A 24,653-nucleotide genomic window follows, 5' to 3' on the forward strand; every position below is an offset into this window, starting at 1 on the left:
TCAGCCCCCTTTCAGAACAGATGAACATAGCGCGTTTATGCGCTCAAAGTGCCCTTTTTTATACTATTAAGTAGTGTAGCCGAAATGAATGGTAGTAGCGCGAAATAACTGAAGCGTGTTTTAGAGCCCGCAGGCCCCCAATATCCAATAGTGACCGGTCAAAACAAGCTCAAGTCCTCGGTGATTGATGCATCTGCGTGCTTCATGAGGTTTCGATATCCATAAGAACAAAACGAGGGCGAACATGTACTCAGAAATACCACCTGAACGTGGAAGGCCGGCATTATCTTAAGCTTGAGCCTCATCAGATAGCTACATCAAATACAGCTTCGTCAAACACAGTCTCATCTAATATAGCCTCTACCAGCCAATCACCTTCCCGTTCACCTAGGTTAACTGTTAGAATCCTGCTCCCGCAGCCCAATGGCGCAATTCGATGACACAATTACCAGGAGTCACCCATGTCTAAGTGTTTTTATAAAGGTACTCCCGAAATCATGGGTAATTACGGCAAGAGTGGTTATAACCCTAATGCTAAAGTTAAACTCGGTAGTGACATCAGTCCGTTATTATTGAATGTTCCTTCTGAACAGCGTCAACAGGAAGTCGAAGCACTGGCTGTTGAACATGATCTAGTGATCAATGTGACCGTAGATGCAAGCATTGATGAAGACATTACGGCTCTTACCGCTCTGCTGGCAACGCCTAAAACACTGCATACGGAAAAGACACCGGAACGGAACGCGCCCTGCTCTTGCGGCAGTGGTAAGAAATACAAAAAATGCTGTGGCTAAAGATGTCCCGCTATCCCTGCCAAAAAAAGCCCGGATAGCATTTAAGAACGCTCTCATTCACTACGCCGCGAGCCGCAAAGTCAGCCGTTATTTAACCGGCAATGTTTCCGCCTGACTAAATGATTGCCAAATCATGCTAGCCACCGGCCCTAGGCTATCTTCCAAATTACGAATTAAGCGCACCTCTCCCTTCACACTATATTCAACATCGCTTGGGGTTAAACGAATTAATTCGCCGCGTTCAAGTTCATCTTTTACGAGATGTTCCGCCACATAACCCCAGCCCAATCCCGCCAATAGCAACTGTTTGACGGTAAAACCATCCTGAGCTTTCCAACGACGCACACCTTTATCCAGCATTAAGCTATCAGAATCAAAGCTAAAGCGACTGGTCTCGATGGTTAAATGTACCTGTGACTTTAACTGTTCAGAATGGAGCACCGGACCATCAGGAAACAGCTCCGGCGCGGCCACCATTAGAATACGAAACTGCCCGATCGGTAAGGTATCAAAATCACCTGCGGCATAAAGCGTTGGCCACCAGGGGCTCACCACTAAATCCGCCTGTTTATTTCGTAACATATCCAGTGCGCCAAAACGTGATTTTTCTGAAATTCTAAATTCGGTTAATGGATACGCTTGCTGACACTGTTTCAACACCTTCAGAACCTGCGTATACGGACAGACCTGATCAAACGCCACCCGAATCAAGGGCTCATTACCGGCACCTAAATGTTGCCCCAGAGAGTTTAGCTGATAGCTATTCAACAATAGCTCTTGAGACTTGCGATAAAATGAAAGCCCCTCTTCCGTTAAGCTAAGACGGTAACTGTCGCGGTTAAGAATTTTAAAGCCATACTCCTCTTCTAGCTTTTTAATCGCCACCGAAAGCGCGGGTTGGGTTTTATGCAAGCTTTCAGCGGCTAACTTGAGTGAGCCATATTCGACGATTCTACTGAGGGTACGTAATTGCTCGAGCGTCATATAAATTTAATTTAACGTCTTGGTAAGATTTTATTATTATTATTTAACCAAAAAATAGCCTATATTTCACTGCTTAATTTTACTATCAATCGATTCGAATTCTGATCAGCGACCATTCAATGATCTTTCGAGTTTGTGATACTCATTCAGAAAATCTATGCGAACCTTGATCAGGTTTAATTCAGACATATCAGCAACAGAGGTTTATCCATGCAGGTTTCATATCGGCCCGTCCAGCTCATCATGATGGCGATATTAATTGCTCTGTCCGGCTGTAGCGAAAACAATGCAGATGTATCTGCACCCACGATTATTCGGCCGGCGAAGATATTCCAAGTCACTAACCCCACCTCATCTGACATTCGCAGCTTTCCTGCAGAAGTCGAAGCTAATGCCGATTCAAAACTGGCCTTTAGAGTCAGCGGACAGATATCAGAAATGTTGGTAAGACCCGGCTATGAGGTAAAACAGGGGCAGGTGTTGGCCCGTCTAGACCCTACCGATTATAAGTTGACTCTGGATGACCGACAGGCGCGCTATGAGCTGGCCCATTCGCAATTCGAACGGTCAAAAACCATGTTGTCGCGAAAGCTAATTTCGCAATCCGATTATGATAAAGCCAGCGCCGAACTCAAAGTAGCGCTAGCCTCTTACAACGTGGCGAAAAAAGAGCTCGATTATACCTATCTGCGCGCGCCCTTTAGCGGCACCGTCGCGAGAGTGGATGTCGATAAGCATGAAAATATTCAAGCTAAACAAACCATCTTAGTGCTACAAACCAGCGATCAGATTGATATCACCATTCAGGTGCCTGAAAACATCGCCTCGCGCGCTAAAACGCACACCGGTTATCAACCATCCGTCGTCTTTGATACCCATCCCGATCAAAGCTTTCTCGTTACGGTTAAAGAGTGGGACACTCAGGCCGATCCTTCGACGCTCACCTATAAAGTTGTCTTTTCGATGCCCACGCCTGAATCCTTTACCGTGCTGCCGGGCATGGCGGCCAGTGTCAAAGTTGATCTATCGAAAGTCACCGACCTCAGCAGCACCCGTTTAATGCTGCCCGTCGGCGCCGTGTTTGTTGCTGAGGGAGCACCATTATCCGATAGCACTCGATATATATGGAAGTTTGATCCCGACACGCAACAGGTACATCAGGCAACCGTAACCGTCGGTGAAATCACCCAAGAAGGCATCGTGATTGAAAGCGGTATTAAACCCGGAGATCAGGTGGTCGCTGTTGGCGTCAACTTTCTTTCAGAAGGGCAGAAAGTTCGCCCTTGGAACAGAGAAGGTGGTCTGTAAATGAAGCTGACGGAATACTCCATTAAACGTCCCGTCACCAGCTGGATGTTTACTCTACTGCTGTTAATTGGCGGTATTATCGCTTACAACGGCTTAGGCCGACTAGAAGATCCCTCTTTTACCATTAAACAGGCGATGATCACGACCGCCTACCCCGGTGCATCCCCTACCCAAGTAGAGGAGGAAGTCACTTATCTGCTGGAAAATGCGGTGCAGCAACTACCCTATGTCGATTTTGTCACCTCAATCTCTTCGGCGGGCTTCTCACAGATCATCATAGAGATGAAAAGCACTTACCGGCAGGATGATCTCAAACAGATATGGGATGAACTACGGCGTAAAGTAACCGATATAGCCGGACAACTCCCCCCCGGCGCTGCAACACCCACCGTTATCGATGAATTTGGTGATGTCTACGGTGTGCTGCTGGCGATCAATGGCGATGGTTACTCCTATGAGGAGCTAAAAGACTATGTCGACTACCTGCGCCGCGAGTTGGTGCTCATTAAAGGGGTCGGTAAAGTAACGGTTGCCGGCGAGCAGCAAGAAGAGGTGGTCGTCGAGATCGCCCGTAGTAAGCTATCGGCTCTTGGCATTCCCGCTAGCCATATCTTTGAGCTATTACAAACTCAGAATCAGGTATCCAACGCGGGCAGCGTTAAGGTCGACAGCGAGTATATCCGCTTACACCCTACCGGCGAATTCAGCAGCGTAAAAGAGCTTGAAGGGTTGCTGGTATCTAACCCTGGCACTTCACAACTGGTCTATCTAGGCGATGTTGCCAAAGTCAGCCGTGCTTATGCCGAAGTGCCAAACAACATTATTAATTACAATAATCATGAAGCGTTATTACTGGGTATCTCGTTCAGCACGGGGGTCAATGTCATCGAGATCGGTGAAGCCGTCAAACAACGCATGGCTGAACTAGAGTACGTGCGCCCAGTCGGTATGGAAGTGAGCAGTGTCTACAACCAACCGACCGAAGTGGATAACTCTATGGCGTCATTCATGCTCAGTCTGGTTGAAGCCGTCGCCATTGTGATTGCCGTACTGCTAATCTTTATGGGCCTTAAGAGTGGCGTACTGATCGGCTTGATTCTGCTGCTAACCGTGTTTGGTAGTTTTATCTTTATGAAGATCTTTGATATCGAGCTGCAACGTATTTCGCTCGGCGCACTTATCATTGCACTAGGGATGCTGGTTGATAACGCTATTGTCATCACAGAAGGCATATTGATCGGGCTGAAAAAGGGACAAACAAAGCTTCAAGCAGCACTGGAGATCACCCGTCAGACCAACCTCCCTTTATTAGGTGCGACGGTGATTGCGATTACCGCCTTTGCGCCGATCGGCCTTTCTTCCGATGCCTCCGGTGAGTTTGCCGGCAGTCTGTTCTGGGTACTGTTTATATCGTTACTGCTCAGTTGGGTAACGGCAATCACCCTAACTCCTTTTTTCGCAGACCTGATGTTTAAAGAAAGCACCGTTATCCGCGATGAAAATGATGACGATGCCGAGCTGTATCATGGTGTGATATTCACCGTCTACAAAGCAATACTTCACCTCTGTATGCGTTTTCGCGTCGCGACCATTATCATGATGGTAGCGTTGTTTGCCGTTGCCATCGTTGGTTTTGGCCAGGTGAAGCAATCCTTCTTCCCCCCCTCGAATACGCCAATGTTTTATCTGGATTACTGGCGCTATCAGGGATCAGATATTCGCGACACACAGGTGGATATCAAATCGATCCAACGTTACCTGATGCAACAGGATAAGGTTGAGCAGGTCACCAGTACAACAGGACAAGGGGCTCCACGCTTTATGCTCACCTATGCCCCAGAAAAATCCTATGCGGCTTTCGGCCAGATTATTGTCAGGGTTCAGGATCGCGAGTCATTGCCAACGGTAATGGCTGACCTGAGAGATTATATGAACAATAATTACCCTCAAGCCCAGTTTAAAGTAAAACGGATGGAGATCGGGCCTTCTACCGATGCCAAGATCGAAGCCCGCTTTAGTGGCCCCGAACCGGATGAATTACGCCGTTTAGCCAGCCAAGCCATCGCCGTATTGCAGTCAGATCCCGGCGCTCACAATATTCGCCACGACTGGCGGCAACGCAGCAAAGTGATCCGGCCACAGTTCAATGAAGCGATGGCCCGCAGAGTCGGCATCAGTAAACAAGATCTAGATCAACTATTACTGACCACATTCTCCGGCCAACAGGTAGGGCTCTATCGCGAAGGCACCCGCCTGCTACCCATTATCGCCCGTGCGCCGCAAAATGAGCGTTTAACCATTGATAGCTTGCCAGAGCTTCAGATCTATAGTCCGGCAACAAACGCCTACGTACCTATTACTCAGGTCACAAATGGCTTTAAAACAGATTGGGAAGATTCACTCATTATCAGACGAGATCGTAAACGAACCATTACCGTTATGGCTGATCATGATGTTTTAGGGGATGAAACCGCGGCAACTTTGTTTAACCGGATTAAACCGGGTGTTGAGGCGATTCCGCTACCGCCGGGCTACCAACTGGAATGGGGGGGTGAAGATGAATCGTCCCGTGATGCTAAAGCAGCTCTGTTTGGCGGACTACCGCTGGGTTATCTTTGCATGTTCATCATCACCGTGCTGCTTTTTAACTCAGTTAGAGCACCGCTGGTTATCTGGGCAACCGTCCCCTTAGCATTAATCGGAGTATCCTTCGGCTTGCTGGTGATGGGGGCTCCGTTCAGCTTTATGGCTCTTCTTGGACTATTGAGCCTGTCAGGCATGCTGATTAAAAACGGTATTGTCTTAGTTGATCAGATCAACCTAGAGCTTTCGTCGGGTAAAGATCCCTATCTAGCCGTGTTTCATTCAGCGATCAGCCGAGTGCGGCCTGTGTCGATGGCAGCCATCACCACTATCTTAGGGATGATCCCGCTATTATTTGATGCCTTCTTTCAATCGATGGCGGTCACCATCATGTTTGGTCTGGGCTTTGCCACCATTCTGACCTTAATAGTGGTGCCCGTCCTCTATACCATCTTCTACCGTATACCCCGTCCAACCCACAACAAGGTATAACGCAAAAGGCCGATGACGAATATTCGTCATCGGCCCTGTGTTTCAAACATTACCCATGTTTTTCTCGATGTCGACGCGACAGACAAAAATCAGCGTCTAATCGTCAGGCTTGAAATTATTCAATACTCACTAGCAACTCATGACCAACCACTTCATCGATCACGTCATAGGGGATGCGATACTCTTTTTCTTCGAATTTCACGACCGCATAGTCGTAGCACATTTTTAATATGATGCAGTTAGCAACCGTGTCACCTTTAGCGACTCGGATTATATTTCGATTATGAAGAAGCATCTCAAAAACCTTTAAAACAGATTAACTGAACCGAATGACGGCCCTTGATTCTATCATTCTCTGCTCGCCAACCCTATATTCTATTGAATCCGAAAAGCGCTACAGGGAGATAACGAAAGAAGCACCGACATAGCCATATTAAAACCGCCTATTTCAGTAGTGGCCCTAACGAAGATGTTGGCAACTCGGTCAGCGGCATCTGACGATATTTTTTCAGCAGTATTTTTTTAGCATTCTGCTCCGGTTTCAATACCGCCCGCTCAACAAGGTTAAGGTAACGATCCACCATTTTAAGCCGCCCTTCTCGACGCACATTATCATTGCGAGCGGTTTCCAAAAACAGCTGGGCCAGATTCAACATCGATGAATGGTTATTGAAATCAAAATCAACCGCCGCGCCAAAGGATTTTATGGCCAGACCGACCTTACCCGACAAGTAATGCTTAATACCCAACCGATTGGCTTTATCACTCATATCCGGATTGATCTGCTTGGCATAGACCTCCCGATTGTTCGGCACCTCTTCGACTTTTTCCAACACCGGCAGAGCTTCGCCTGACATCACCAGCAACTCTCGATCAATATCAACAGGGGTATCTAGCTCTCGGTTGATCAGCTTTGCATCCCGAAGAAAACGCTCTTTCTCTTTATCATCCCCTAGATCTTCAGCTAACTGGCTGCGGATAAGAAACGCCCGCACCTCCGCATTGCGATCCGCAGAGAACTGCTGGCGAGCACTAATCAGCAAGCCATCAATCTCACGTTCTATCTGTTCACGGGCATTGTCATCACTGCTTTTCACCTCCATGCGTCGCAGGTTAGCCAGTTTCAGATAGGGTTCTGCTGAACGATAACAACTCTTTTTGCCCAGAGAGATAGAGCGCCGATAAGCGCCTTTTGCCAGATCAAGCTCCTGAGTCTGAATGGCAACCCGCCCCAGTTCCATCTGTCGCGGAATGCCCAGAGGCGCACGGGTTGTCGCTTCCTTTAAGGTTTCACGGGCCTGCACCAGATCGCCCATCTTTTCATGCACTTCAGCTAACAGATCATAAGCAGCAATTAACAGTGGATTATCATTAATCAGCTCTTGCAGCAGCTGCTCTGCCGCGGTCAAATCATCCAAACCGCAATAAGCCCGACAGAGATAAAGCCCCGCTTCCTTATCCCGAGACTCCCAATAAATACCATCGAATAACTCGCGGGCTTTTTCATACTCTCCAAGATCGAGCAATAGAGTACCACGCACTTTTTGCAGATGATTATATTCTGGGTGTTGCCGATCGATCAGCGCTTCGCAAATCTGTAATGCCTGATAACGCGCACCGGATTCAATCGCCAGATCAACGGGGCGTAAAGCCTGCTTACGGCGCATAATATGATCGAGCCGATATTTCAGTTCTTCGATAGAGAACGGCTTAGTAATAAGATCATCGGGCTGGCTATCAATCGCGTGCAATATGACTTCCTGCGATGAATCACTGGTCATACACACCCATGCAGCACTGGGTTTAATAAAGCCGCGAAAACGAGCCTCTTCGAGAATTTGGATACCCGTAACGCTGTCACTGGCATTATGACCTAACAGGATGACGTCAAAATCACTTTGCGCGATTAATGGGATAACCTTGTCATTAATGGTGACCGCTTTAACATTGCTGATGCCCAGCTCACGCAGCATATAGTAGATCGTTGCACGCATGTTACCGCTGCTGTCGATTAACAGGACATGCTTGTCCGAGTAATCGATCTGAGAATCAGTTGAGTTGTTATGCACAGAGGCCACGGTTTACCTTGTCTTAAACTTAATTCAAACAAGTATAAGAGGCATAACCTCAGGGAGAAAGGAAAAACATACCAAAACGGGATCTGTTTTTGCTAGACAAAAAAAAGCACCGGTGTAGGGTGAAACACTCGGTGCTAAATACAGTTCTATGCTGTGGAGGTCATCATATCGATTTACCAGCAAAGAGTTACTGACCCAGATCAACGGCAACCTAGGTTCAGCATTTATCGCCTACAACTTTTGACTAAGCGCCGCCACAGTGTTATTCCAGTAAACTTACTATAAATAAAAGAATCTGATCAGATATGACTACCGCATTTATTACTCATCAAGACCCTAGTCTGCATAATATGGGGCCGGAACACCCAGACAGCCCGATTCGCCTTTTAGCGATCCAGAAAGTTTTGCAGAAAACCGGATTGATTGAGCATCTTAAACAGATGGAATCGGTTCATGTCACCCCTGAGCAGATTCAGTTAGCCCACGCCAACCTGCACCAAAAACGACTGGAAATGAAAGTCCCCGAAGAAGGGGTCTTTTATGCCGACGAAGATACCGCGCTCTGCCCAGACTCCCTGCATGCCGCCAGCCTCGCCGCCGGATCGACAATCCTAGCGACCAATCAGGTACTCACTGAAAAGGTTGATAATGCGTTTTGTTCCGTGCGCCCGCCCGGCCATCACGCAGAACACAATGCAGCCATGGGGTTTTGTTTTTTTAACAATGTTGCCATCGGTGCTATGCACGCGCTGCTTCAACCTAACGTCAACCGCGTTGCAATTGTTGATTTTGATGTGCACCACTGCAACGGCACGGTTGATATCTTCAAAGACAAACCCGAAGTGTTGGTCTGTTCGACCTTTCAACACCCCTACTATCCAGAGCGATATGCTAATATTCAACGAGACAATATCATCAACTGTCCCATTGAAGCCCATACTCGCGCATCAGTGTTCCGCGAAAAATTAGAAAAATACTGGCTACCGGCCATTCAACAACACAAACCCGACATCCTATTTATTTCTGCCGGCTTTGACGCCCATCATGAAGATCCGATGGGTGATCTAAATCTAACAGAAGAGGATTATCGCTGGGCAACACAGTTATTAGCAGATGCAGCCAGAACCACCTGTGGCGGCCGTATCGTCTCGGTACTAGAAGGCGGGTATAATCCGGTATCACTCGCGTTTAGCGTGCAGGCGCACTTAGAGGTCCTTGCAGGGTATTAAACGCAGCATACAGCGCAAGACTTCTTTATTTCTTGACGCTTCCCCCTTCTTTCTTCTTTCCCGAAACGCAAAAAACCGCCCGAAGGCGGTTTTTTTCTAGCAGCGAAAAATCAACCAACAAACTTAATCATCACACCCGCAGCAACCGCGGAGCCGATAACACCAGCAACGTTAGGTCCCATTGCATGCATCAGCAAAAAGTTTTGTGAGTTCGCTTCCAGTCCCAGCTTGTTAGATACCCGAGCAGCCATCGGTACCGCAGATACACCGGCAGAACCAATCAAAGGGTTGATCGAGTTACCACCGGCCATCTTGTTCATGACTTTAGCCATCAACACACCACAGGCAGTACCGATACCAAAGGCAATTACGCCCAGTAACAGAATACCCAGAGTTTGCAGATCAAGGAATTTATCAGCCGACAGTTTAGAACCGACCGATAGACCCAAGAAGATAGTCACGATGTTGATCAACGCATTCTGAGCCGTATCACTCAGACGATCAACCACACCACACTCACGCATCAGGTTACCGAAACAGAACATACCCAACAGTGGCGCAGCATCTGGTAGCAACAAGGCGACCAAAATCAACAACACGATAGGGAACATGATTTTTTCAGCTTTAGAGATATGCCGTAACTGAACCATAGCAATCTTACGTTCGGCTTCGGTCGTCAGCGCACGCATAATTGGCGGCTGAATCATTGGCACTAACGCCATATACGAATAAGCCGCTACCGCAATCGCACCCAGCAGATCCGGTGCCAGCAAAGACGCGACATAGATCGCTGTAGGGCCATCCGCACCACCGATAATACCGATTGCAGCGGCATCCTGAATGGTGAAATCCATGATTCCCAAGGTAGTCAACGACACGGCACCAATCACCGTAGCAAAGATACCGAACTGCGCTGCAGCCCCTAGGAATAATGTTTTTGGATTCGCCAGCAACGGGCCAAAATCGGTCATCGCACCAACACCCATAAAGATCAACAGAGGCGCCGCACCTGAAGCAATCGCAACGGTATAGAAGTTATACAACATACCGTTGTTAAAGCCATGATCATTAGCCGCATAAACAGCTGCCGTATGCGTCGCTGCATCTGCCGCATGGTAGGCATGTGTCACCGCTTCGGGTTCAGCACTGCTGATATTCAAGGCGGTAGCCAAGGTATGCAACATTTCAGGACCACCGAGGTGAATCGCATTCTCAACGGCAGACATAGCCAAACCCGCTTCCGGGATATTGGCCATAATGCCGCCGAAGCCAATTGGCACTAACAACAAAGGCTCAAAGTTCTTACGAATAGCAAGAAACAGAAGTAACAGGCCGATCAGAATCATAAAGACCTGACCCGGCGTCACATTATATATCCCTGACGCTTGCCAGAGGTCCAGTAGCTTATCCATTCAGAACCGCCCTTATACCAGAGTCAGCAGACTGTCACCAACCTGTACAGTGTCGCCTTCTTTAACATCGACAGTCGAAACAGAACCGGCACGTGCAGCACGGATCTCTGTTTCCATCTTCATCGCTTCCAGAATTACCAGTACATCACCTTCCTGAACACTCTGACCCGGTGAAACAATCACCTTCCAGATATTGCCCGCCAGCGGAGCCGGAACAGATTCAGCAGGACCCGCCGCAGGTACGGCAGCGGCAGCAGGTGCAGCGGCCGGCGCAGCAGCGGTGATATCACCACCCTCTGAAACCTGAACAACGTAGTTTTGACCGTTAACATTAATAGTGTAAGTCTGTGGACCAGTATTCTTAGGTGCAGCCATGGCTAGGGCGTCCTCTAATGTAGGTGCGGGTTCAAATGCGTCAGGATTACCGCGATTTTCAAGGAATTTAAGACCGATTTGTGGGAACAGTGCGTAAGTGAGAACGTCATCAATCTCGTTCTCCCCAGCGGCTAGGCTAATGCCTTTTTCAGTCGCCAACGCCTTCAGCTCTGTTACCAACTTATCCATTTCGGATTCAAGCAGATCAGCCGGACGACAGGTGATGGCTTCGCCACCTTCAAGTACGCGAGCCTGCAATTCAGCGTTGTAAGGTGCCGGCGCTGCGCCATATTCACCCTTAAGAATACCCTGAACTTCTTTCGAAATGGTTTTATAACGCTCGCCCATCAGGACGTTGATCACTGCCTGTGTACCCACGATCTGTGACGTTGGAGTAACCAGTGGAATCAAACCGAGATCTTCACGAACCCGAGGAATCTCAGCCAATACTTCATCAAACTTATCAGAAGCACCTTGCTCACGTAGCTGGCTTTCCATATTGGTCAGCATACCACCCGGCACCTGAGCGACCAGAATACGGGAGTCAGTACCGCGTAAAGAGCCTTCAAATTTCGCGTATTTTTTACGTACTTCTCGGAAGTAAGCGGCGATCTCTTCCAGTTGCAATAGATCCAGACCAGTATCACGGTCAGTTCCAGCCAGTGCTGCAACCACAGATTCAGTGGCTGTATGACCATACGTCATAGACATTGAAGAGATAGCCGTATCAACGCGGTCAATACCAGCTTCAACCGCTTTCAGAATCGTCATGTCAGACAAACCTGAGGTCGCATGCGCATGCAGTTGAACTTCAAGATCCGTTTGTGCTTTCAAGCGAGAGACAAGATCGAACGCATCATAAGGTGTCAGGATACCGGACATATCCTTAATCGCGATGGATTCAGCGCCCATATCTTCCAGTGTTTTAGCGTACTCAACCCACATATCAATGGTGTGTACAACACTCTTGGTGTAAGAGATGGTGCCCTGTGCATGCTTACCGCTTTGCTTAACCGCTTTAATGGCGGTCTCTAAGTTGCGCGGATCGTTCATCGCATCAAAGATACGGAATACATCAACACCGTTGGTAGCCGCACGTTCAACAAACTTACTCACAACGTCATCCGCATAATGGCGGTAACCTAAGAGGTTCTGACCACGCAGCAACATCTGTTGTTGAGTATTAGGCATTGCTTTTTTCAGTTCGCGGATACGATCCCAAGGATCTTCACCGATATAACGAATACAGGAATCAAACGTCGCTCCGCCCCAGCTTTCTAGGGACCAGAAACCAACTTTATCCAGTTTCTCAGCGATTGGCAGCATGTCGTCAATGCGCATGCGGGTAGCAAACAGAGACTGATGCGCGTCCCGAAGTACTACATCGGTAATGCCAAGAGGTTTTTTATCAGACATGGGTATAGGCCTTTTGTCGATTAATGCTCTTTAAATACATATATGGTTTTGGCTGCAACTCAGTGCTTACGGAACTGATGTACGGCGGCAGTCATGACAGCAACCAACTCATCATTTCCTGTCGAGGCGGCTGCCGCGACAGCAGGTTTTGGCTTTGCGGGCTGAGGTTTCGCCTCAGGTGCAAACTTTGTTACCAGCTTCGACATAAAGCCTGTCGCAAAAACCAACAGGGTCAGGAATACGAAAACGAATCCCATACCAAAGACCATCAAACTCAGGCCTTCTGACATTAGATTATCCATCTAACGGGTGCTCCTTATTTTGTACGAAACCCATATGTCCGTTGCCGGCTTGTGGCCGCATCTCCTCCTCAGAGCGAAGGATCTGGCTGCAACAGAACAGATGAACAGTTAATAAATGGCCAACAATTAAACCTGAATTATGCGTTTCAGGCAACTCATTAAAAGACAATTGGCAGATAAAAAGTGTAGCCAACTTCTGTAAATAAACTACAAAAAACGCCGAAAACACGTCAATTAACAAACTTACTCATTAAACCGTCAACGGCCACCTTTACCCCTCAGGACGATAGACTTTAACGTTCAAATAACCCTTATCCTGCAGGTTCTGGGCATGCATCTGACTCATCACCCCCTTATCACAATACAAAAGATATTCATGATTAGGATCGAGTTCTTGAAATTTTGTTTCAAGATCAAAGAAGGGAATCGTCAACACTTCAGCCTTCGGCATATTCAGCGGTTTACGTTCCTGCTCACGACTATGACGTATATCGATAATTTTCTGGTGCTCACCGACTCGCGTTAAAGCCTCAATGGTGGTATTCACATTAATATCTTCAACAATTTTATCGATAGTGATGACCTGAGTATTATTTAGCGCCTGCGTTAACACATCGTAATCGAAATTGGCTTCTTCCTCTTCAATACGATCCATCTTAGCATTCGTTGTGGGACGATCTGAAATAACACCACAATATTCAGGGATATTTTTAGCGAAATCATATGCCCCGATGGTTTTGGTAATATCAATGATGTCTTGCTTATCCATCGTGATCAGTGGACGCACGACAAGTTTAGAGGTAACAGAGTCGATTACCTGCAGGTTAACTAAGGTCTGACTCGATACCTGCGCAATACTCTCTCCGGTAACCAACGCCGGTAACTTCATACGGTCGGCGACTTTTTCCGCGGCCCTCATCATCATCCGCTTTAAGATCACACCCATATGCGTGTGATGAACGTTCTGCAGTATTTCACCGACTACTTCATCAAATGGCACTGAGATAAACTTAACCCGTGAAGCGCTACCATATTTCTGCCACAGATAAAGTGCGATCTGTTTCACCCCCATCTCATGAGCGCGCCCACCCAGATTAAAGAAGAGAAAGTGGGTTTTACTACCCCGCCGCATTGTCATATAACTGGCGACCACTGAATCAAAACCGCCCGATATCAGGGACACGACATCTTCCTGAGTGCCTAAAGGATAACCACCTAAACCTTTATGCTGATGAGAGATCAGAAACAGATGTTCATCACGTATCTCGAGCTTCACAGTGACTTCAGGGTTATGAAGATCCACCCCCTTCGTATCGCAATGCTGCAACAGGCCACCGCCAATATAACGCTCTAGATCAACGGATTTAAACTCATGCTTTCCACCCCGCTTGATCCGTACAACAAAGGTTTTCCCTTTAACCTGTTCAGCATAGACCGACTTAGCAATCTGAAATACATCTTCAAAATCACCCAGCGGATATTGATCCACTTCAAGAATGTGCTGAATCCCCGGTGTACAGGTCATCAAATCAACTGCCTGTGCTCTCAATTCAGCATCCGCAGATGGCAACTCAACCTCAACCCGATCCCATAACCCCCGCACTTTAATATCATTATCGATACGCTTTAGTGTCACCTGCAGGTTAGATTGCAGACGCTGGATAAAGCGTTTACGAACAGGCTTGCTCTTGATCGTGATTTCAGGAAAGAGTTTGACAATAAATTTCATGGTTTACATCTGCGCAGGGTTAAAAGGGCGGCCATTATACATTGCTAACAAGGTGGGACAAAATTCATACGGCCCAAGCAAAGCCCGATACATTAAAAGAGTGCATATCATAAACAGCATTGGATGAGATCAAACAGGGATACAAGGCGCCCTTGCAGACAAACCACTAGCGCAGCATGAGTGAGAGCATAGACATAAAAAAAGGAAATAAGAAAGACAGGTCTGCACCATTTAAAATAATGACAAACATCGTTTCTGTGAAGTATTTACAGGATAGGGAGAGATTTTCTTAGATAGGAAGTTACAAAGAAATAATAGAAAAGAAAATAATATTAGCTGGTGCGCCCGGCACGATTCGAACGTGCGACCGCCTGGTTCGTAGCCAGGTACTCTATCCAGCTGAGCTACGGGCGCGTATCAGGTAATATTTTGAAGCAGATAAACAATTAAGCAGTTGAAACATTCACAATTATTTAGGTGGTGCGCCCGGCACGATTCGAACGTGCGACCGCCTGGTTCGTAGCCAGGTACTCTATCCAGCTGAGCTACGGGCGCTTACCTAAAAAGTTGTATTTACCATCCATTTACCATTTCCATAAGATTATCAATAATCTTTAAGGAGTGGTGCGCCCGGCACGATTCGAACGTGCGACCGCCTGGTTCGTAGCCAGGTACTCTATCCAGCTGAGCTACGGGCGCTAAATGGCGGTGAGAGAGGGATTCGAACCCTCGATAGAGTTTCCCCTATACGCCCTTAGCAGGGGCGCGCCTTCAGCCACTCGGCCATCTCACCTTGACAACGGCGCGTATAATACAAGATAGATTTTCAAAAGAAAAGCGCTAATCCTGTAAAAACGTAATTATTCACTTTCCTGTTCTTTTTCTTTCTGAATACGCTGATAGATCTCTTCGCGATGCACAGAAATGTCTTTAGGCGCGTTAACACCAATGCGCACTTGGTTCCCTTTAACACCTAGAACAGTCACAGTAACGTCATCACCAACCATTAAGGTTTCACCAACACGGCGTGTAAGTATAAGCATAGATAAATCTCCTTATTTAACAGACAAGTACTACAGACCTGACCACTCCTGTTTGCGTTATTACAAACAAAGGGCTGCCGCAGGGTGACCTTGCGTTAAACATTATATTTGTTCAACAGTAGCCTAACTATAGACCACTGCTGGTAAGTTTATTCGCTAACTGTATCAGCCGCGTCTAGATCGAAAGCAGAATGTAAACCACGTACTGCTAACTCCAGATATTTTTCAGCAATGACGACAGAAACCTTAATTTCAGACGTTGATATCATCTGAATATTGATATTGTCACCCGCTAGTGTATCGAACATCTTGCTGGCGACACCTGAATGAGAACGCATGCCAACGCCAACAATAGACACTTTAGCAATCTTATTGTTCCCACTGATCTCACGCGCACCTAACTCTTCTTGAACCTTCTGAAGAATCTCCTGTGCAACAGCAAAGTCATTACGATGAACCGTAAATGTAAAGTCCGTTGTATTATCCGCCGCGACATTTTGAAGAATCATATCAACTTCAACATTCGCCCGACTAATAGGCCCCAGAATACGAGAAGCAACACCTGGAATATCTGGCACACCCAGAACTGTCAGCTTCGCTTCATCGCGGTTAAATGCAATACCTGAGATGACCGGTTTTTCCACTGTATCGTCTTCCTCTGTTGTTATAAGTGTACCTGGACCCTCCTTAAAACTGTGCAGAACCCGGAGAGGCACATTGTATTTACCTGCGAACTCGACTGATCGAATCTGCAGCACCTTCGAACCAAGGCTGGCCATTTCCAGCATCTCTTCGAAGGTGATCTTATCCATACGACGCGCACCTTCTACAACCCTAGGGTCAGTAGTGTATACGCCATCTACGTCCGTATAGATCTGACACTCATCAGCTTTTAGCGCCGCCGCTAAGGCAACGCCAGTAGTATCAGAGCCACCACGGCCTAACGTGGTGATATTTCCGTCAGAATCAACTCCCTGAAAACCAGCAACCACGACGACTCGCCCTTGCTGCAGATCAGTACGAATCGAATCCACTTCAATATTCTGAATCCGCGCCTTCATATGCACATCATCAGTTAAAATCTTAACCTGGCCACCGGTATAAGAACGCGCACTCACACCACGCGCCTGAAGCGCCATACATAGCAGCGCTATTGTGACCTGTTCACCGGTAGAAACAAGCACATCCATCTCACGAGGATCAGGCTTGTCTTGCATCTCTTTCGCTAGACCAATCAGACGGTTGGTTTCACCACTCATGGCTGAAACAACCACCACAATATCATGCCCAGCTTCACGAAAGCCTTTAACCTTATCGGCTATACCCTGAATACGCTCAACGGTACCAACCGAGGTTCCTCCATACTTCTGTACATATAGGGCCATACTTATCTGTTCCCTTTCTCAGCCTCACGGCTGCCATCATTACAAATTCTGTTCAACCAACTGCTGTACAGTCGCTAACACCGCTGGCAGAGCCTCTGCATCGGTTCCGCCTCCCTGAGCAAAATCAGGACGACCACCACCTTTACCACCCAATGCTGCCGTCAGATTACGAACCAGATCACCGGCTTTCACCTGTCCAATTAGATCCTTCGTCACACCGGCAGCCAAACTGACTTTACCGTCAACAACGGTTGCCAAAACAACAACACCGCTACCCAGTTTATTCTTTAACTGATCAATGGTATCGCGCAGTGCTTTAGGATCGACACCGTCTAATTGTTCCGCCAGGACTTTAACGCCCTTCACATCAACCGCATTACCCAGCAGGTCCGCACCTTTAGCGGCGGCGAGCTGAGTTTTCATCTGTTCCAGCTCTTTTTCCAACTGACGATTTTTATCGGCTTGTTCCTGAAGTTTTGCTTCCAACTGCGCAGCAGACTGGTCAATATATGCCAACGCTTTAGCACCGGTGACCGCTTCAATACGACGTACACCGGCAGCAATACCGCCTTCTGAGATGATTTTCAGTAGCGCAATATCGCCGGTGCGGGCAGCGTGGGTGCCACCACAAAGTTCAACGGAAAAACCGTCGCCCATGGTCAACACCCGAACAGTCTCTTCATATTTCTCACCAAAGAGTGCGGCAGCACCGGTCTGTTTAGCCGTTTCAAGATCCATAATGTCGGTTTGCACCACCGTATTCAGACGAATCTGCTCATTACAAATCTGCTCGATCTGCTTCAGCTCTTCAGGCTTAACCGCCTCAAAGTGAGAGAAATCAAACCGCAAACGATCTGCATCACACAGCGAGCCTTTTTGCTGTACGTGATCACCTAGGACCTGACGTAACGCTTCATGCAGAATATGAGTTGCCGAATGGTTCACGGCCGTCGCACGACGTTTCGCTTCATCCACCTGAGGGGTGACTGTGTCACCAACGGCAAGACGTCCACTCACTAGGACACCATGGTGCAGATGGTTTTTGGATTCTTTAGTACAGTCTTCAACTCGGAACTCAACACCCGCAGCGGTTAACAGACCGGTATCGCCAACTTGTCCGCCAGATTCGCCATAAAACGGCGTCTGATCCAGCACGACCATACCATTATCACCCGTATTAAGCTGCTCAACCGGCTCGCCATCACAGAACAACGCCACAACCTTGGCCGTGCCATCCAGTTGGCTATAACCGGTAAATTCAGTTTGCCCTTCTAGGTACAGCGCATCATTGTAATCAACATTAAACTTACCCGCTGCACGGGCACGATTACGCTGATCTTCCATCGCTTGATCAAAACCATCCATATCGACCGTCAATTGATGCTCTCGGGCGACATCGGCGGTCAAATCAACCGGGAAGCCATAGGTGTCATACAGTTTAAAAACTGTTTCGCCGGGAATCTCTGTACCACTCAGCCCTGCAATCACCTCTTCCAACAAACGAAGACCATGATCCAGCGTCTTGGCAAACTGCTCTTCCTCTTTTAACAGTATGCGTTCAACCTGAGCCTGTTTTTCGTTCAACTCTGGGTAAGCATCACCCATCTCGGTTACCAATGCGGCCACCAGCGTATGGAAAAAGGCACCATTCGCACCCAGCTTATTGCCATGGCGCACAGCCCGACGAATAATCCGTCGCAGCACATAACCCGCCCCTTCATTCGAGGGGATAACATCATCACAAATCAAAAAGGCACAGCTACGAATATGATCGGCAATTACCCGTAAAGACTGATTATCAGTTTCTTGGCAGCCGACAGCTACTGAGGCAGCCTTCAACAAATTCTGAAACAGATCAATTTCATAGTTCGAATGAACACCCTGCAGCACTGCGGCGATACGTTCAAGGCCCATTCCCGTATCAACAGACGGCTTAGGCAACGGCGTCATAGAACCATCCGCAGAACGGTTGAACTGCATAAAGACGAGGTTCCAGATCTCGATATACCGGTCGCCATCTTCTTCAGGGCTACCCGGAGGCCCACCCCAAACATCAGCACCGTGATCATAAAAGATCTCACTGGATGGACCACAAGGACCGGTATCACCCATTGACCAGAAGTTATCTTCATCCAATTTAGAGAAGCGATCCGGATCGATACCCATTTCGTCTTTCCAAATCTTTTCTGCTTCATCGTCAGAGATATGTACAGTGACCCAAAGCTTCTCTTTCGGCAGTTCAAGAACTTCTGTCAGGAAATACCAGGCAAAGCGGATCGCATCACGCTTAAAATAGTCGCCAAAACTAAAGTTACCTAACATTTCAAAAAAGGTATGGTGACGCGCGGTATAGCCCACATTATCCAAATCATTGTGTTTACCGCCCGCACGGACACAGCGCTGACTACTGGTGGCTCGGCTATAAGAGCGTTTATCGCTGCCGAGGAAAACATCTTTAAACTGTACCATACCCGCATTGGTGAACATCAGGGTTGGGTCATTCGCTGGAATCAGTGAACTACTTTCAACAATTTCATGCCCCTGAGATTGGAAATATCCCAGAAAGGCCTGACGCAGTTCAGCACTTTTCATCTTTTTCATCGCTTTAATCGCTCGCAATACCTAACCGTTACATCACTGTTCCCGATACAAAACAGAAACTTAGAAACAGACGTGAAAATCATTACAAAAATGGCGAAGTAGTATATAACGAGACGCTTAAATCTACGAATATTTTTATTTCGGAAGGTTTTTCGAGCAGGGATGGATATTAGATATTATTAGGCAAAAAGGCTGACTTACTCATGTTCAGAAGCGGACTCGATCGCAAAATTGATTTGCGCCGCATTAAACCCCCGTTGCGACATAAAGCGCATCCTTTTACCTTTCTCTTTGTAGTCAGTCGAGTCTAAAGCGGTTCGGTACTTACGCGCATACAAATCCGCAGCGAGCTCGAACCAATCGATATCAGCCTCTTCAAAAGCGCTGGCAATCAATTCATTATCAATCCCTTTTCGCTGTAACTCGAAGCGAATTTTGATCAACCCCTGCCCTTGCCCCACCCGCATACGGATAAAACTTTCAGTAAAACGCTGATCAGACTGATACCCTTTGGATTCAAGTTCATCAAGCACCGCATCAAGATCCACTGATTCACAACGCGCTAATAACTTATCCCGTAACTCTTTACGGGAGTGCTCACGCCGAGCCAATAGACCAATTGCTGCGTTTTTTGCCTCAGATTGGGTTTCGAATACTCTCATCTTTCACCTCAGACAAATCATCTAACCAGAATCCACTAAAAAGGAGCCTTACGGCTCCTTATTTCAAATATCACTTAAACGTCTACAGATCGAGTTGAGGCTCAGCGGCCTTTTTTTCATCTTTCTCTTTTGGCGCTGGCACTGCTAACAGCTTCTCACGAATGGCTGTCTCAACTTCTACGGCTATTTCAGGATGCTCTTCGAGGTATTTCGCAGCATTCGCCTTACCTTGACCAATCTTGGTCCCTTGATAAGCATACCAAGCACCGGACTTGTCGACGAAACCATGTTTAACACCAAGATCGATCACTTCACCCATATGATAGATGCCGCGACCATACATGATTTGGAACTCAGCTTCACGGAAAGGCGGTGATACTTTGTTCTTAACAACCTTAACCCGCGTTTCGTTACCGACTATTTCATCACCCTGCTTCACTGCACCGATACGACGGATATCCAAGCGAACAGAGGCATAAAATTTAAGTGCATTACCACCGGTTGTCGTCTCTGGTGAGCCGAACATCACACCGATCTTCATACGGATCTGGTTAATAAAGATCACCAGCGTATTAGCATTCTTTACATTACCGGTCAGCTTACGCAAGGCCTGAGACATCAAGCGTGCCTGCAACCCCATATGCGAGTCGCCCATCTCGCCTTCAATTTCAGCCTTAGGCGTCAGTGCGGCAACCGAGTCAATAACCAATACATCAACAGCATTAGAACGCACCAACATATCGGTAATTTCTAGCGCTTGCTCACCGGTATCAGGCTGAGAAACCAACATATCATCAACATTAACACCCAGCTTTTCAGCATAACCGGGATCAAGCGCATGTTCAGCATCGATAAATGCACAGGTTTTACCCATTTTTTGGGCTTCAGCAATCACCTGCAGCGTTAGTGTTGTCTTACCGGATGATTCTGGACCATAGATTTCGACAATACGGCCGGTAGGTAATCCCCCTATGCCCAGTGCAATATCCAGCCCGAGCGAACCGGTCGAGATTGCAGGAATCGCTTCCCGAGGATGATCCCCCATCTTCATGACGGCACCTTTACCAAATTGACGTTCAATCTGACTCAGGGCAGCATCAAGTGCCTTCTGTCTGTTTGCATCCATTGTAATGACCTATCTCTGCAGCGCAGTTAAAATACTGTATGTTTGACCAGCATTATTAACATAGCGGCTTCTGTTTGCAAGTAAAAAATCTGTTTTTTTATACAGTGCTTTCATTCAGTTGTTTTATAAGCCCTTTTAAAGCTTCAGTCACAGCAGCCGAACGTACCGCATGACGATCACCGGCAAACTGAAAACAATGCGTCTCTGTTGGTTGTCCCTCGAGCGCCCAAGCCATCCAAACGGTACCGACAGGCTTCTCCGGTGTTCCTCCACCAGGACCTGCAACCCCGCTGATCGACACACTTAAACCGGCTAAACTATTCGCCACCGCACCTTCAGCCATGGCAACTACAACCGCTTCACTGACCGCGCCATCACTCACAAATAGTTCTTGCGGCACGCCCAACATCTGAGTCTTCGCTTCATTACTATAGGTCACAAAACCACACTCAAACCAGTTTGAGCTACCGGCTAAAGCAGTCATCTCCTGCGCCACCCAACCTCCGGTACACGACTCTGCCGTGGCAACTCTTACCTGCTTATCCTGAGCTAATTGTGCCAAAACTTTAACTTGTTGTTGTGTATCCATTTATTGCCCTAAACTGATTGACCAAAACCGACATGACCAGAAGACATACCCTCATCCCTACTTATGTAAACAAGTGATATTTCTTTTTCACGATCTCTTCTTCGGGAAAGGCTTATCCAAATTCAACTGAGCCAACCAATACCAATGACTGATATCTTCCTTAACCCATCGTTCTGAAATATCATTCAACTGTTTGGCTAGTTCGGCAGCGGCCAACTTCTTATCTAAACGACCATCCGGTAAAATTGGAGGCTCAATCGTTGCCTCAAAATTAGCGCCTTCTTTACGTTGAATATGTATTGGAATAACCGGTAAACCCTGCTTAACGGCTAACCTTGCTGCTAGCATCCGATTTCCAGCCAAAGGAATTTTTCTACCAAGTGCTGGCGCCCAAACGAGGCCATCTTTCTCTTCGTCAATGAATATCGACAAGCTTTCACCCTGTTTAAGGTAGTTCATCATATCTCTTGCAGCCCTAGGTGAAGCAGGAACATAACGCGTACCAGCATTTTCAGGGCGAAAATTTTTACGAACATCCATAGCCACTTTCAAGCGTGCTTTATCTGGAATCGGATCATATAGTGCCACTACATTCCCCCCAAAACGCCTTATTACCTCCCCTATTAATTCCCAATGTCCTGTGTGTATACACACATAGATAACTGGCCCATCAATACCTGATATACGTTCACCTCCTTCAACATTGAAACGCCTAAGGGCTATTTTATGTAAGACCGCATATTCACTATAAACACGACCAAGATGTTCAACATGTTGAATAATTCGCTGCTCTCTTAGCCGATGCTCCGTCAGCCCTTCTAAACACTCAAAGTTGCGGTGTAATCGTTCCACCCATTTTCTCTTTAACCTTATCGCCCTTTGTACACGGCGCCGTCCTAGCCAAGCTCCAATTGAAGAAACCATATCGATTGGTAACAAACGAAACACAGCAACCATAAAGAGTTCTGAATGTTGTCGAATGGAGAACTTCTGCTTACTCATACCCGCCTCTTTTACTCAGCACCATTGGCAAACCGCCTTTAGGCCGCAGTGTTAATCGACACTCAATCTCTACCTGATGATTTTCTGGTAGCCTTAACTCAAAACGCTGCGCCAACGTTGCTAAACATAAAATACCTTCAGTTAAACCGAAACGTAACCCTAAACAAACCCGATGACCTACACTAAAGGGGATATAGAGAAATTTATCGGGTCGTGGATTACCCGGCATGAAGCGCTCAGGGTAAAATGCATTAGGGTTTTCCCACTCAAGCTCATGCCGATGCAGCAACCAAGGTAATGCCAACATAATAGTACCTTTTTTAACCTTGCTGCCACGAATCTCATCATTACTACGAGCCTCACGACTGAGTAACGGAACCGGTGGGTAAAGCCTTAGCGACTCTTCAAATACCGCCCGCGTAAAAGGCAAATTAGCAACATCATCTAGAGTCGGCGTTCGCCCCTGAAGGACGCTATCAATCTCATCATACATTTTGCGACGCGATCGCTCACAACCATCAAGTAAATACCAACTCCAAGCCAAGGCGTTAGCGGTTGTCTCATGCCCCGCCATAAACATCACAATGGCTTCATTTCTTGCAGCTTCAGCCCCCATTGGACAGCCTCTTCGTCCTGAAGAGGACATATCCCCATCCAACAGTACCGATAACAATGTCAAACGGTCAGACTTATTGTCTTGCTTATAACGCTCAATAATCTGATCGATAACCTGATGTACCTCAGCAGCAGCCTTAGCTGCTTTTTTACGTTTAAATGGATTACCCAAGCGTCGAAGAAAAGGAAGACCAAAGGTATCCGCATAATCAAGCTGATTAATAGTATGTTGATATTCTGTAAAGCCATTCACAACCTTGGCAGCATCATTATCTGATACATCATCACCAAAAACAGTACGCCCAATAATCTGTGCTGTCAGCCTCGCCATTTCATTGAGCACATCGACAGTGGCACCATCTGGTAAGTTATTCCAACGCTCCCCTGTCTCAACAGCTGAAGCAGTCATCACCGCAGCAAAGTCAGCCAAAAAAGTACTTTCAAAAGGAGGAGAGCAGGCTTTACGACGAGCCTTCCAAAGCTCACCATCACTAACAAATAGCCCATCCCCCAATAATGGTTCAAGTGCATGTCGCATTTGCGGGCTTTTTTTATCATAAATATCATGACGATCAAGAAACACCTGCCTCACTGTGTCAGGTGAATTACAAAGAATGTACTCTTGATTCAACAACTTAAACGACATTTTTTTTGCTCTATATGCCTTATCAGACCAAATAGAGAGCATATTTTGATGAAATTTTCGCATATCCCATAAAGACAAACTTGACGACTTTGGCCTTGATGTTTTAACTGGTACAAATAATGACGGCCTTTCAGGTGTTTTCATGTTTATTTATCGACCAAAACAGTTAATTATCAAGAAAATTAGCTTTCTCTGCTGGAAACATATACAACAAAACAACTTATTACACTAGGGGAACTACAATTAGGAAGTCACAAAATACTCATTCCCTTTCTTTAGAAT

At 47.0% G+C, this 24,653-nt stretch carries 19 protein-coding genes and 4 tRNA genes; 4 read left to right on the top strand and 19 right to left on the bottom strand.

The window, feature by feature from the left end; genetic code table 11:
* Positions 1-461: 461 nt before the first annotated feature.
* Complete coding sequence (locus KO512_RS05275) at positions 462-794, top strand: PBPRA1643 family SWIM/SEC-C metal-binding motif protein (protein WP_215951290.1); 333 nt, start codon at positions 462-464, stop codon at positions 792-794.
* Positions 795-881: 87 nt separating this feature from the next.
* Here KO512_RS05275 and KO512_RS05280 read toward each other — a convergent pair whose 3' ends face one another.
* Positions 882-1,778, bottom strand: a complete 897-nt coding sequence (locus KO512_RS05280) for a LysR family transcriptional regulator (RefSeq protein WP_215951291.1) — start codon at positions 1,776-1,778, stop codon at positions 882-884.
* Between the two features lie 210 nt (positions 1,779-1,988).
* Here KO512_RS05280 and KO512_RS05285 point away from each other — a divergent pair, with 210 nt between their 5' ends.
* Together KO512_RS05285 and KO512_RS05290 are read left to right on the top strand one after the other, a co-directional pair.
* A complete protein-coding gene (locus tag KO512_RS05285; RefSeq protein ID WP_215951292.1) occupies positions 1,989-3,086 on the top strand; it encodes an efflux RND transporter periplasmic adaptor subunit in 1,098 nt (365 codons plus the stop codon).
* Positions 3,087-6,161: an efflux RND transporter permease subunit gene (locus KO512_RS05290; RefSeq protein WP_215951293.1), complete on the top strand. Its 3,075-nt coding sequence runs from the start codon at positions 3,087-3,089 to the stop codon at positions 6,159-6,161.
* Positions 6,162-6,276: 115 nt separating this feature from the next.
* Here the strand turns inward: KO512_RS05290 and KO512_RS05295 are convergent, their stop codons facing one another.
* A complete protein-coding gene (locus tag KO512_RS05295) occupies positions 6,277-6,456 on the bottom strand; it encodes a hypothetical protein (protein ID WP_215951294.1) in 180 nt (59 codons plus the stop codon).
* 148 nt (positions 6,457-6,604) lie between these two features.
* On the bottom strand, positions 6,605-8,230 hold the full coding sequence (locus KO512_RS05300; RefSeq protein WP_303493097.1) for a response regulator: 1,626 nt from the start codon (positions 8,228-8,230) through the stop codon (positions 6,605-6,607).
* A gap of 314 nt (positions 8,231-8,544) precedes the next feature.
* On the opposite strand from KO512_RS05300, the gene KO512_RS05305 reads away from it, so the two are divergent.
* Positions 8,545-9,468 (top strand): histone deacetylase family protein, encoded by a 924-nt coding sequence (locus KO512_RS05305; RefSeq protein WP_215951296.1) that lies wholly within the window; start codon positions 8,545-8,547, stop codon positions 9,466-9,468.
* A gap of 110 nt (positions 9,469-9,578) precedes the next feature.
* Here the strand turns inward: KO512_RS05305 and KO512_RS05310 are convergent, their stop codons facing one another.
* From KO512_RS05310 to KO512_RS05385, 16 genes are all read right to left on the bottom strand, one after another.
* Positions 9,579-10,880 (bottom strand): sodium ion-translocating decarboxylase subunit beta, encoded by a 1,302-nt coding sequence (locus tag KO512_RS05310; protein WP_215951297.1) that lies wholly within the window; start codon positions 10,878-10,880, stop codon positions 9,579-9,581.
* Between the two features lie 12 nt (positions 10,881-10,892).
* Positions 10,893-12,671 (bottom strand): sodium-extruding oxaloacetate decarboxylase subunit alpha, encoded by a 1,779-nt coding sequence (gene oadA / locus KO512_RS05315; protein ID WP_215951298.1) that lies wholly within the window; start codon positions 12,669-12,671, stop codon positions 10,893-10,895.
* Between the two features lie 59 nt (positions 12,672-12,730).
* Positions 12,731-12,973: an OadG family protein gene (locus tag KO512_RS05320; protein WP_215951299.1), complete on the bottom strand. Its 243-nt coding sequence runs from the start codon at positions 12,971-12,973 to the stop codon at positions 12,731-12,733.
* A gap of 271 nt (positions 12,974-13,244) precedes the next feature.
* Complete coding sequence (gene thiI / locus KO512_RS05325) at positions 13,245-14,702, bottom strand: tRNA uracil 4-sulfurtransferase ThiI (RefSeq protein ID WP_215951300.1); 1,458 nt, start codon at positions 14,700-14,702, stop codon at positions 13,245-13,247.
* Positions 14,703-15,039: 337 nt separating this feature from the next.
* Positions 15,040-15,116, bottom strand: a tRNA-Arg gene (locus tag KO512_RS05330).
* 64 nt (positions 15,117-15,180) lie between these two features.
* Positions 15,181-15,257: transfer RNA gene (locus KO512_RS05335), tRNA-Arg, on the bottom strand.
* 67 nt (positions 15,258-15,324) lie between these two features.
* Positions 15,325-15,401 (bottom strand) — tRNA-Arg (locus KO512_RS05340).
* 4 nt (positions 15,402-15,405) lie between these two features.
* Positions 15,406-15,495 (bottom strand) — tRNA-Ser (locus KO512_RS05345).
* A gap of 67 nt (positions 15,496-15,562) precedes the next feature.
* On the bottom strand, positions 15,563-15,745 hold the full coding sequence (gene csrA / locus KO512_RS05350; RefSeq protein WP_126157485.1) for a carbon storage regulator CsrA: 183 nt from the start codon (positions 15,743-15,745) through the stop codon (positions 15,563-15,565).
* A 149-nt stretch (positions 15,746-15,894) separates the two neighbouring features.
* Positions 15,895-17,130, bottom strand: a complete 1,236-nt coding sequence (locus KO512_RS05355; RefSeq protein ID WP_215951301.1) for an aspartate kinase — start codon at positions 17,128-17,130, stop codon at positions 15,895-15,897.
* 39 nt (positions 17,131-17,169) lie between these two features.
* Positions 17,170-19,722 carry an alanine--tRNA ligase gene (gene alaS, locus KO512_RS05360; RefSeq protein ID WP_215951393.1) on the bottom strand — a complete coding sequence of 851 codons (2,553 nt, stop codon included), beginning with the start codon at positions 19,720-19,722 and terminating at the stop codon, positions 17,170-17,172.
* Positions 19,723-19,928: 206 nt separating this feature from the next.
* Positions 19,929-20,393: a regulatory protein RecX gene (locus KO512_RS05365; protein WP_215951302.1), complete on the bottom strand. Its 465-nt coding sequence runs from the start codon at positions 20,391-20,393 to the stop codon at positions 19,929-19,931.
* Positions 20,394-20,475: 82 nt separating this feature from the next.
* Entirely contained in the window at positions 20,476-21,519 is a 1,044-nt protein-coding gene (recA, locus tag KO512_RS05370) for a recombinase RecA (protein ID WP_215951303.1), read from the bottom strand.
* 97 nt (positions 21,520-21,616) lie between these two features.
* Entirely contained in the window at positions 21,617-22,108 is a 492-nt protein-coding gene (locus KO512_RS05375) for a CinA family protein (RefSeq protein ID WP_215951304.1), read from the bottom strand.
* Positions 22,109-22,195: 87 nt separating this feature from the next.
* Positions 22,196-23,110 (bottom strand): lysophospholipid acyltransferase family protein, encoded by a 915-nt coding sequence (locus KO512_RS05380; RefSeq protein WP_215951305.1) that lies wholly within the window; start codon positions 23,108-23,110, stop codon positions 22,196-22,198.
* Entirely contained in the window at positions 23,103-24,371 is a 1,269-nt protein-coding gene (locus tag KO512_RS05385; protein ID WP_252734838.1) for a cytochrome P450, read from the bottom strand. Before KO512_RS05385 ends, KO512_RS05380 begins: the two co-directional genes overlap by 8 nt.
* Positions 24,372-24,653 lie beyond the last annotated feature (282 nt).

The sequence above is a fragment of the Amphritea atlantica genome (assembly GCF_018860855.1).
GTDB classification, from domain to species: Bacteria; Pseudomonadota; Gammaproteobacteria; order Pseudomonadales; family Balneatricaceae; genus Amphritea; species Amphritea atlantica_A.

Bases quoted from the DNA above. Each gene is read 5' to 3' on its own strand.
- KO512_RS05310 (WP_215951297.1), bottom strand. From the start codon at position 10,880: ATGGATAAGCTACTGGACCTCTGGCAAGCGTCAGGGATATATAATGTG.
- alaS (WP_215951393.1), bottom strand. From the start codon at position 19,722: ATGAAAAGTGCTGAACTGCGTCAGGCCTTTCTGGGATATTTCCAATCT.
- KO512_RS05355 (WP_215951301.1), bottom strand. From the start codon at position 17,130: ATGGCCCTATATGTACAGAAGTATGGAGGAACCTCGGTTGGTACCGTT.
- csrA (WP_126157485.1), bottom strand. From the start codon at position 15,745: ATGCTTATACTTACACGCCGTGTTGGTGAAACCTTAATGGTTGGTGAT.
- KO512_RS05380 (WP_215951305.1), bottom strand. From the start codon at position 23,110: ATGAGTAAGCAGAAGTTCTCCATTCGACAACATTCAGAACTCTTTATG.
- KO512_RS05305 (WP_215951296.1), top strand. From the start codon at position 8,545: ATGACTACCGCATTTATTACTCATCAAGACCCTAGTCTGCATAATATG.
- KO512_RS05280 (WP_215951291.1), bottom strand. From the start codon at position 1,778: ATGACGCTCGAGCAATTACGTACCCTCAGTAGAATCGTCGAATATGGC.
- KO512_RS05375 (WP_215951304.1), bottom strand. From the start codon at position 22,108: ATGGATACACAACAACAAGTTAAAGTTTTGGCACAATTAGCTCAGGAT.
- KO512_RS05275 (WP_215951290.1), top strand. From the start codon at position 462: ATGTCTAAGTGTTTTTATAAAGGTACTCCCGAAATCATGGGTAATTAC.
- thiI (WP_215951300.1), bottom strand. From the start codon at position 14,702: ATGAAATTTATTGTCAAACTCTTTCCTGAAATCACGATCAAGAGCAAG.
- KO512_RS05285 (WP_215951292.1), top strand. From the start codon at position 1,989: ATGCAGGTTTCATATCGGCCCGTCCAGCTCATCATGATGGCGATATTA.
- KO512_RS05385 (WP_252734838.1), bottom strand. From the start codon at position 24,371: ATGTCGTTTAAGTTGTTGAATCAAGAGTACATTCTTTGTAATTCACCT.
- KO512_RS05320 (WP_215951299.1), bottom strand. From the start codon at position 12,973: ATGGATAATCTAATGTCAGAAGGCCTGAGTTTGATGGTCTTTGGTATG.
- KO512_RS05290 (WP_215951293.1), top strand. From the start codon at position 3,087: ATGAAGCTGACGGAATACTCCATTAAACGTCCCGTCACCAGCTGGATG.
- recA (WP_215951303.1), bottom strand. From the start codon at position 21,519: ATGGATGCAAACAGACAGAAGGCACTTGATGCTGCCCTGAGTCAGATT.
- oadA (WP_215951298.1), bottom strand. From the start codon at position 12,671: ATGTCTGATAAAAAACCTCTTGGCATTACCGATGTAGTACTTCGGGAC.
- KO512_RS05365 (WP_215951302.1), bottom strand. From the start codon at position 20,393: ATGAGAGTATTCGAAACCCAATCTGAGGCAAAAAACGCAGCAATTGGT.
- KO512_RS05295 (WP_215951294.1), bottom strand. From the start codon at position 6,456: ATGCTTCTTCATAATCGAAATATAATCCGAGTCGCTAAAGGTGACACG.